The sequence below is a fragment of the Desulfovibrio sp. 1188_IL3213 genome (assembly GCF_036763145.1).
GTDB lineage: Bacteria > Desulfobacterota > Desulfovibrionia > Desulfovibrionales > Desulfovibrionaceae > Desulfovibrio.
In genome coordinates, this window is record NZ_JBAIYR010000096.1 from 1 (window position 1) to 6,980 (window position 6,980).

At 48.4% G+C, this 6,980-nt stretch carries 5 protein-coding genes; 2 read left to right on the forward strand and 3 right to left on the reverse strand.

The genetic code is table 11. The annotated features are described in order from the left end of the window. Window positions 1-359 (reverse strand): recombinase family protein (locus V6C16_RS06025; RefSeq protein WP_159197296.1); only part of this gene is annotated, 359 nt, incomplete at its 3' end. 309 nt (window positions 360-668) lie between these two features. Here V6C16_RS06025 and V6C16_RS06030 point away from each other — a divergent pair. Further along, window positions 669-2,246, forward strand: coding sequence for a methyl-accepting chemotaxis protein (locus tag V6C16_RS06030; RefSeq protein WP_001323889.1), 1,578 nt, complete (start codon window positions 669-671; stop codon window positions 2,244-2,246). Window positions 2,247-2,576: 330 nt separating this feature from the next. On the opposite strand, the gene V6C16_RS06035 is transcribed toward V6C16_RS06030, so the two are convergent. After that, complete coding sequence (locus tag V6C16_RS06035; protein WP_333535763.1) at window positions 2,577-2,816, reverse strand: transposase; 240 nt, start codon at window positions 2,814-2,816, stop codon at window positions 2,577-2,579. Between the two features lie 257 nt (window positions 2,817-3,073). Here V6C16_RS06035 and V6C16_RS06040 point away from each other — a divergent pair, with 257 nt between their 5' ends. Continuing rightward, on the forward strand, window positions 3,074-3,439 hold the full coding sequence (locus V6C16_RS06040) for an aldehyde dehydrogenase family protein (protein WP_333535762.1): 366 nt from the start codon (window positions 3,074-3,076) through the stop codon (window positions 3,437-3,439). A gap of 162 nt (window positions 3,440-3,601) precedes the next feature. Here V6C16_RS06040 and V6C16_RS06045 read toward each other — a convergent pair whose 3' ends face one another. Further along, on the reverse strand, window positions 3,602-6,826 hold the full coding sequence (locus V6C16_RS06045) for a DEAD/DEAH box helicase (protein ID WP_333535760.1): 3,225 nt from the start codon (window positions 6,824-6,826) through the stop codon (window positions 3,602-3,604). Between the last annotated feature and the right edge of the window lie 154 nt (window positions 6,827-6,980).

The following is a 6,980-nucleotide window of genomic DNA, read 5'->3' on the forward strand; positions in this document are numbered from 1 at the left end:
GCGCGCTCGAACTCAGCGAAGGCCCCCATCACCGACAGCATCAGGTTGGCCATCGGCGAGTCCTCGCCAGTGAACACCAGGCCCTCCTTCAGGAACTCGATGCGCACGCCGCGCTGAGTCAGCTTCTGTACCAAGCGACGCAGGTCATCGAGGTTGCGGGCCAGCCGATCCATGCTGTGCACCACCACTGTATCGCCTTCGCGGACGAAGCTCAGCAGCGCTTCGAGCTGGGGGCGCTGGGTGTCCTTGCCCGATGCCTTGTCGGTGAACACCTTGCTCACCTGGGTTTGTTCCAGCTGGCGTTCCGGGTTCTGGTCAAAGCTGCTGACCCGGACGTAGCCGATGCGGTGCCCCTGCACGATGTCTCCTTGGTTGAAGGCGGCTTAAGTGCACTTTCTGTTCCGTTGTGCCTCAAAGCCCATTTCTGTCAGGCTGAAATCTATAACCTTCGCGGGCATGTGTCAAAAAATGGGAAAGCAGACTCTATTCTGACGAAGCGGCGCGGCCCTGCCTGACATCAAGTTAGGGTATAGCCTAGATTGACATGCGCGATGCAACCCTTAACTTGCTTGCACCTATCGTTTCCATGCTAGCTTTATCGTAACGCTCAAGAAATTGGGCTTAATGCCGAAAACAATAAAATAAAACAGCCAACCCTTGAGGTTCTTATGCGCCAGAATTTACCAGTGACGGGTCGAAACTTAGAACTCCCAAAAGATGCCAATATTCTTTCGACTACCTCCCCTCAAAGCCATATCACGTACGTTAATCCTGACTTCATTAAAATCAGTGGTTTCACTGAGGAAGAACTATTAGGCCAGCCTCACAACATCGTAAGACACCCAGATATGCCGCCTGCTGCATTTGAGCATATGTGGAGTACATTAAAATCTGGCCGCTCATGGATGGGGCTAGTAAAAAATCGCTGTAAAAATGGCGACCACTATTGGGTAAGTGCTTATGTAACGCCAATAGCTAAGAATGGTTCGATTGTTGAATACCAGTCTGTAAGGACCAAGCCTGAACCTGAGCAGGTTTTGGCTGCGGAAAAATTATATGCTCAATTGAGAAGCGGGAAGGCCGCGAGGCCGAAATTGGCTGCTAGCTTTTCCGTGAAAATACTCTTGCTCATATGGGGTAGTATTATATCAAGCGCAATGGCTGCCGGCATGCTTACTGATACATCAATAAGCAGCTTATTGTTAGCCACTTTAATGTCAGGAAGCTTAAGCTCTGTTAGTGTTTTGGCTATTCTCTCTCCTCTTGGAAGACTGGTTGAAAGAGCCAGGAATATTTCCAATAACCCATTAAGTCAATCCCTCTACACTGGGCGCACCGATGAGTTTGGCCAAATAGAGTTTGCTTTACGAATGATGCAAGCTGAAACAGGCGCCATAGTAGGTCGCATAGGTGATGCATCAAATCGGCTTAGCGAACACACCCGAGGCCTACTAAAGGATATTGAGTCAAGCAATGTACTTACAGTTGAGCAGCAGGCAGAGACAGATCAAATAGCAACGGCAGTAAACCAAATGGTGGCAAGCATTCAAGAGGTTGCGAGCAATGCACAGCATGCTGCAGATGCGGCCGGAAGAGCAGACACTGAGACGGCATCTGGCCAGCGTCTGGTAGCCCACACAAGCCAGTCAATCACTGCCCTTGAAGGTGAAATTAGGCAAGCCACTCAGGTTATTCATGAGCTTGAAGGTCAAAGTAACGAGATATCAAAAGTTCTTGACGTTATACGAGGGATCGCCGAGCAAACGAATTTGTTGGCACTCAACGCAGCAATTGAGGCCGCGCGTGCTGGTGAGCAGGGGCGTGGTTTTGCTGTTGTCGCCGATGAGGTTCGCAGTCTTGCTGCTCGCACACAGCAATCGACAACGGATATTCAAAGCATGATCAGCGCTCTACAAGAGCGAGCGCAATCCGCTGTTACAGTCATGGAGCAAAGTAGTCGGCAAGCGCACACGAGTGTAGCTCACGCAGAGGAAGCAGCTACAGCTCTTGATGGAATTGGCCAACGCGTTAACGAAATTACCGACATGAACGCGCAAATAGCGACTGCGGTCGAGCAGCAGGGAGCAGTAAGTGAAGACATAAACCGCAGTATTATCAATATACGCGATGCTGCTGATACCAATGTACAGACCGGGCAGAATAATTTGCAAAGTGCGAAATCTGTCGCTCAGTTAACTAGCGCTCTGAGCGAACTGGCAAAACAGTTTTGGGAAAAACGAGGATAACGCTTTTCAGTATCTCGACAGGGATAACTTACTTTACCATCGGTTATCCCTTTTAGCCGCACAAATTTTAGCCATGGCTTTTCAGGAAGTCAGGGCTATCAGAATGGCCTTAGAAAGCCTAGTCAAAGAGCTGTCACGAGAACACCGTTAGCTTAGCGTACGATTTTTTCCGAATTCTGCGGTTCCCCCAAATACAGGGATTTGCTACGGCCTGGCTGTGGACATATAACAATGAGCGACCAAACATGGGCATTGGCGGCATCACTCCAGCTATGAAACGTAAGCTGGCGGCATAGGCTCTACTTTGGAGAGCTACTAAAAAGGGGATGATTACCGGCCGATTTTGGCGTGCAACTCGTGCAGCTCTTTTTCCTTTTTGGCCTCTTCCGTCTTGATTTCGCCGGAAAAAATGCCGGTCGCGGATTCCTTGAGCTGCTTCACCCATTTGTGGACCAGCGTCTGGTGGACGCCAAACTCACTGCACAGTTCGGCAACTGTTTTCTCGCCTGAAAGGGCGGCAAGCGCCACCTTGGCCTTGAAAGCGGGCAAATGATTTCTGCGTTTGGACATTGATGATCTCCTCGTCTGGTTGAGTAGCTATCATAGCTGTCCAAATTTTTGGGACTACTTCTTCCTGCCTCTTTGTAGTAGCGTCATCGGAATGCTTTAAAGTGCAAATCTGAAAAACATTCGGGTTGTCCCAGCCTTCGCGCAAAGCGGAGTGGGAAAATATAAACCGCGTTGGCTCCTCAAATGAGAGCAGGATTTCCTTCCGCTTCAGGATGAGGTCGTAAGCTGATATGTCGTCAGACTCATCAGAGCCTCGCTTGAGCGGGCTGTTCATTCCTCCGACCATTTTTGACAATGTCAAACAGGAAGACACCATTGCCAGAGAAGAAATCTTTGGCCCTGTTACAGTGCTTTTGCCTGTTGATTCGGATGAAGAGGCTTTAACGCTAGCCAATGACTCCGTTTATGGACTTCAAGCGACTCTGTTTACCAATGATGTAAGCAAGGCACACAGCTACGCAAACGCTTTGCAGGCAGGCACTGTTTCTGTCAATCATTTCAGCGAGGGGGACAACACCACACCCTTTGGCGGATACAAGTTATCTGGCTTTGGAGGGAAGGACAATGGGCGTGAGTCTCATGAACAATACCTGCAAACAAAAACCATATTCTTACACTTTTGAGCAGAGGAGGACCCACTGATAACCCGTTTAATTGACAATTTTTGATTTATCAATACAAACTGGTAAGCCTCTGTTTCTGAAATCCAAGACTTCAGAAGTAGAGGCTTACATTTTATAAACGTATCCTGGCTGCCGAGATACCTGGGATGGAGAGTTTCGATTTCACCGCAATTGATGTTTCCATTCTTCATGAATCTGAACTCGCCCCAGAAGTTCTTTCTTGCTGGCGGCAAAGGAAAGCATCCCCACGCTGTTAAAACCTCGGCGCACTAGCGCGGCAAGGCAATCTACCAAGTGACGATCAAGTGTCTCTTGCTGCGCGAACGGATTAATATCTTTGACCAAACATGCTACTAAGCCAAAGGCAAACGAGACACCTCGTTGAACTATGGTACCCGCAAGCTCTCTTGCTCGGGGGCACACTTTTTTGGCGTGAGCTTCATCGTCCGGTGAGCCTCCGAAAATTTCTTCAATCACACGCAGGGGCTTTCCGTCCACCCACGCGATTAGTGCTTCCAAAAGTAAATCAAGATCATCCTTTTCTAGCTCGTCGTCTCGTGCCTTACCGCATGCTGCTAGTATGCTACCCATTATATCTGCAAAGAGTTCATTCCGAGAGTTTTTATCCTCCTGCAACCAGTTAATCATCCATCTTAACCAATCACATACCGTTGTTGGCAACTCGCCGATATCTAGTGTAATTTTTGTCTTAAGGTTGATTAGTAAATTTGCTGGCAAACCACTTTGTGAAGAAAGAATTGTAATATTTTGATCAGCCCCCTCTATCTCACTGACTGCAATAGCCTGCTTCAATGCCTCAACCTTTGCGTCAAACACCTCTGCCTCTTCCTGCTGCTTGGCCATGAAGGCCCCGAATGATTTCCGCAAATCAAAAAGGAGCAGCGAGTTGTCGGCTTCGTCCTCCTTCCTCAACGCTGCCATGCGATTAATCATATAGCTGACATCAGGATCGCTGGTCTGACCTTGCATCACTCGATCAAGTACAATTTCTAGAGGATCAGTGACTTCCACACAATGATCATCTTCGGGAAAAATTGCCTGGAGCTTCCGAATAACTTGTTTGCCTAGCGGCTTGTCATCTTGAAAAGAAATGATGGGTTCAGGGATAAGAAGCACTAGCCCATTTGCAAGATGTCCTGCCCGCCCTGCTCGAGCTGCGGCGTTTAGTATCTCATGAGTTTTTAAATCTTCGCGACCACCCTTTATTGTATTGGCACGCCTATCTCCAGCCAAAATTGCAAGCTGCGCAGGCAGGTTTAAGCCTTGGGCCAACGTTGGAGTAGCAACAATAACATGGGCACCGGAAGGCCGCCTAAACATCCTTTCCGCGATGTCTCGCTCAAGCCTAAGCATGGCAGAATTATGGGGAACTGCTGCCGTTGCTCCCGGAAGTATAGAGTGCTCTATTCCTCCTAACTCGACTTTGAGAGCATCCCACCGAGCTTGTTCGATTGGAGTTATCCGAATTTGACTTGTCAGCATAGTGGAGATTTCATTTGCCACCAACACAGCGTCCCGCTTGGTGTTCACAAAAACAATAGTTTTTAAGCCACGCGTGGCGGCGGCGACTGCGATCTCAATGGCGACATGGTTGACATTTGGCGTAATTTTGAGCTGGCCGAATTTAAGATGTCCTGCAAGGGTGACAGGGCGTTCGAGAAGTTGGGTCGTTATGCAATGATCACTAGGTTTATCTTGGGCCAACCAATTATGTTGAAGCCCCCAAATAGTGTAAGGTATTGCGGTTAGCTCACCTACTGCAGATTTGCGCAACTCCTTAGCTAGTTTATTTTTTTTCTTATCCTCTGCTTCCTGTACGGCAAGCGCGCGCGTACTAGCCTCATTAAGGTGCTCATGATTATAGATGATTACGCCTCGTGCTTGGCGGCTTGGCTTCCAAAGTAAGTCGATTGAAATTGTTGTCCTGCCAGTAAGTTCTTGAAGCCAACTCGCCAACACGTCTCCATTTTTGAGCATGGCAGATAGGAACAATAAATCTGCGTCAGGTGAAATATTACAAAAGGCAAGCACACAAAGCATTGCATCAAATGCACGACGGATTTTACCTGCCTCTGGACTAAGAAGATGACACTCGTCGAATACTAGCAACCCTACGTCGCTGAAGGCGTTAGGGGCAAAAGAAAGCATGGCTAGGCATCGTTCCGGGGTCATCACTTCGACACCCTTGAAACCTGCGCCTTCAAGCATTAATAGGTCAAAATCACTGGAAACGGTAGCGCTGAGCAAATCTTCCGGGAACATTTCCTGAAGGTCCTCAGTCAACTGCTCAACGAGAGCATGGGTTGGGGCAAGGAAAACTACCTTTTTACCTCGTGCGAGGACACCAGCGATTTTGAACGAAGACAGCGTAGTTTTTCCCGCCCCTGTAGGGAGCACCACAACAGAAGAAACCGCAGTCTGATGAACCCCCTGCTCAAGCGCTTTACGATGATTTAACCAAAGATATGGAAATTTTTCGGCACGGAAGCGCAACCACTGTTCCCATAATTGTGCATCGGCTCCTGAGGGCACTGGCGTATTTAGGATACTAGCCTGTGCGATTGATTTTGTGGCAGCAAGTAAAAGAGACGCAAGATGGTATGGACCAGCATACGAGACGATTAGCCCCTCAATAATACCAACGGTTGCCCTGTTAGTATCAGACGATGCGAGTGAAATTACGCGCTTAAAGGCGTCTTCCGGTGAATTAAACCTAGTACCAGTTGGCTCAGGGCTGTCAGTACGCAGAATCTGTGCTGCTAGCAATTCTATTCCCGCACAAAGAGCCTCAAGCAATGCTGCAAGTGCTCGATCTTCGTGATTGAGATATGTGCCATCTCGGCGCCACCTCGCTGCTCTTTTTAGAATTGAAGTGAGCTGACCTTTTGCAATATCAACAATGTGCTCAGAAATAATTCTTGATTCATAACTCTGCCCAGCATGGAGCATTGTTACATTGGAAGCAGCCTCATTAGCATCAGCATATTGTCCAGACGCCATAAATAAAATTACAGCGGCCAAGCTTGGATCAAGACGGTCACGGTTGATATTGGGAGGTAGCTCTTCAGTTGGTTTTTTTTCCGACTGCCTTTTAGCAAGAATTTGTTGGGCGGTTCCTGCAACAAACGCAGCTGCTGTACGAGAGGGTCCTTCGGGATGCAGTGAAACAACAAGTTCATAAGTGTCCGCAATACGTTCGAGGCTCCAAAGGGGGGTTCTTTGCCCCTCATCTTCTCCATTACCCTTGAGGCGTATTGACGCTAGCTCTGCATAGTGGGCAGTCAGAATGGCGGGCAAGTTGTTAGGATCAAGTCCCGGCAGCTCCGGGGCGGACCGCAAGAGACCAGCGGTAATTGCATCAAACATCGGCTTCTCCATCACAGAGAGATTCAATCAATGTTGTCCGGTTAAGCACCCATAGCTAACAGGCTATAACTATAGGTGTTTATAGTTTTTCGTCTTCGCGGATTCAGAAGTTCTTCCAGAGAATCCTTGCCGAACAGATTCAAGCAAATGAGCT

Excerpts from the sequence above, each read along its gene's own strand:
- V6C16_RS06030 (WP_001323889.1), top strand. The coding sequence starts at position 669 with ATGCGCCAGAATTTACCAGTGACGGGTCGAAACTTAGAACTCCCAAAA.
- V6C16_RS06035 (WP_333535763.1), bottom strand. The coding sequence starts at position 2,816 with ATGTCCAAACGCAGAAATCATTTGCCCGCTTTCAAGGCCAAGGTGGCG.
- V6C16_RS06045 (WP_333535760.1), bottom strand. The coding sequence starts at position 6,826 with ATGTTTGATGCAATTACCGCTGGTCTCTTGCGGTCCGCCCCGGAGCTG.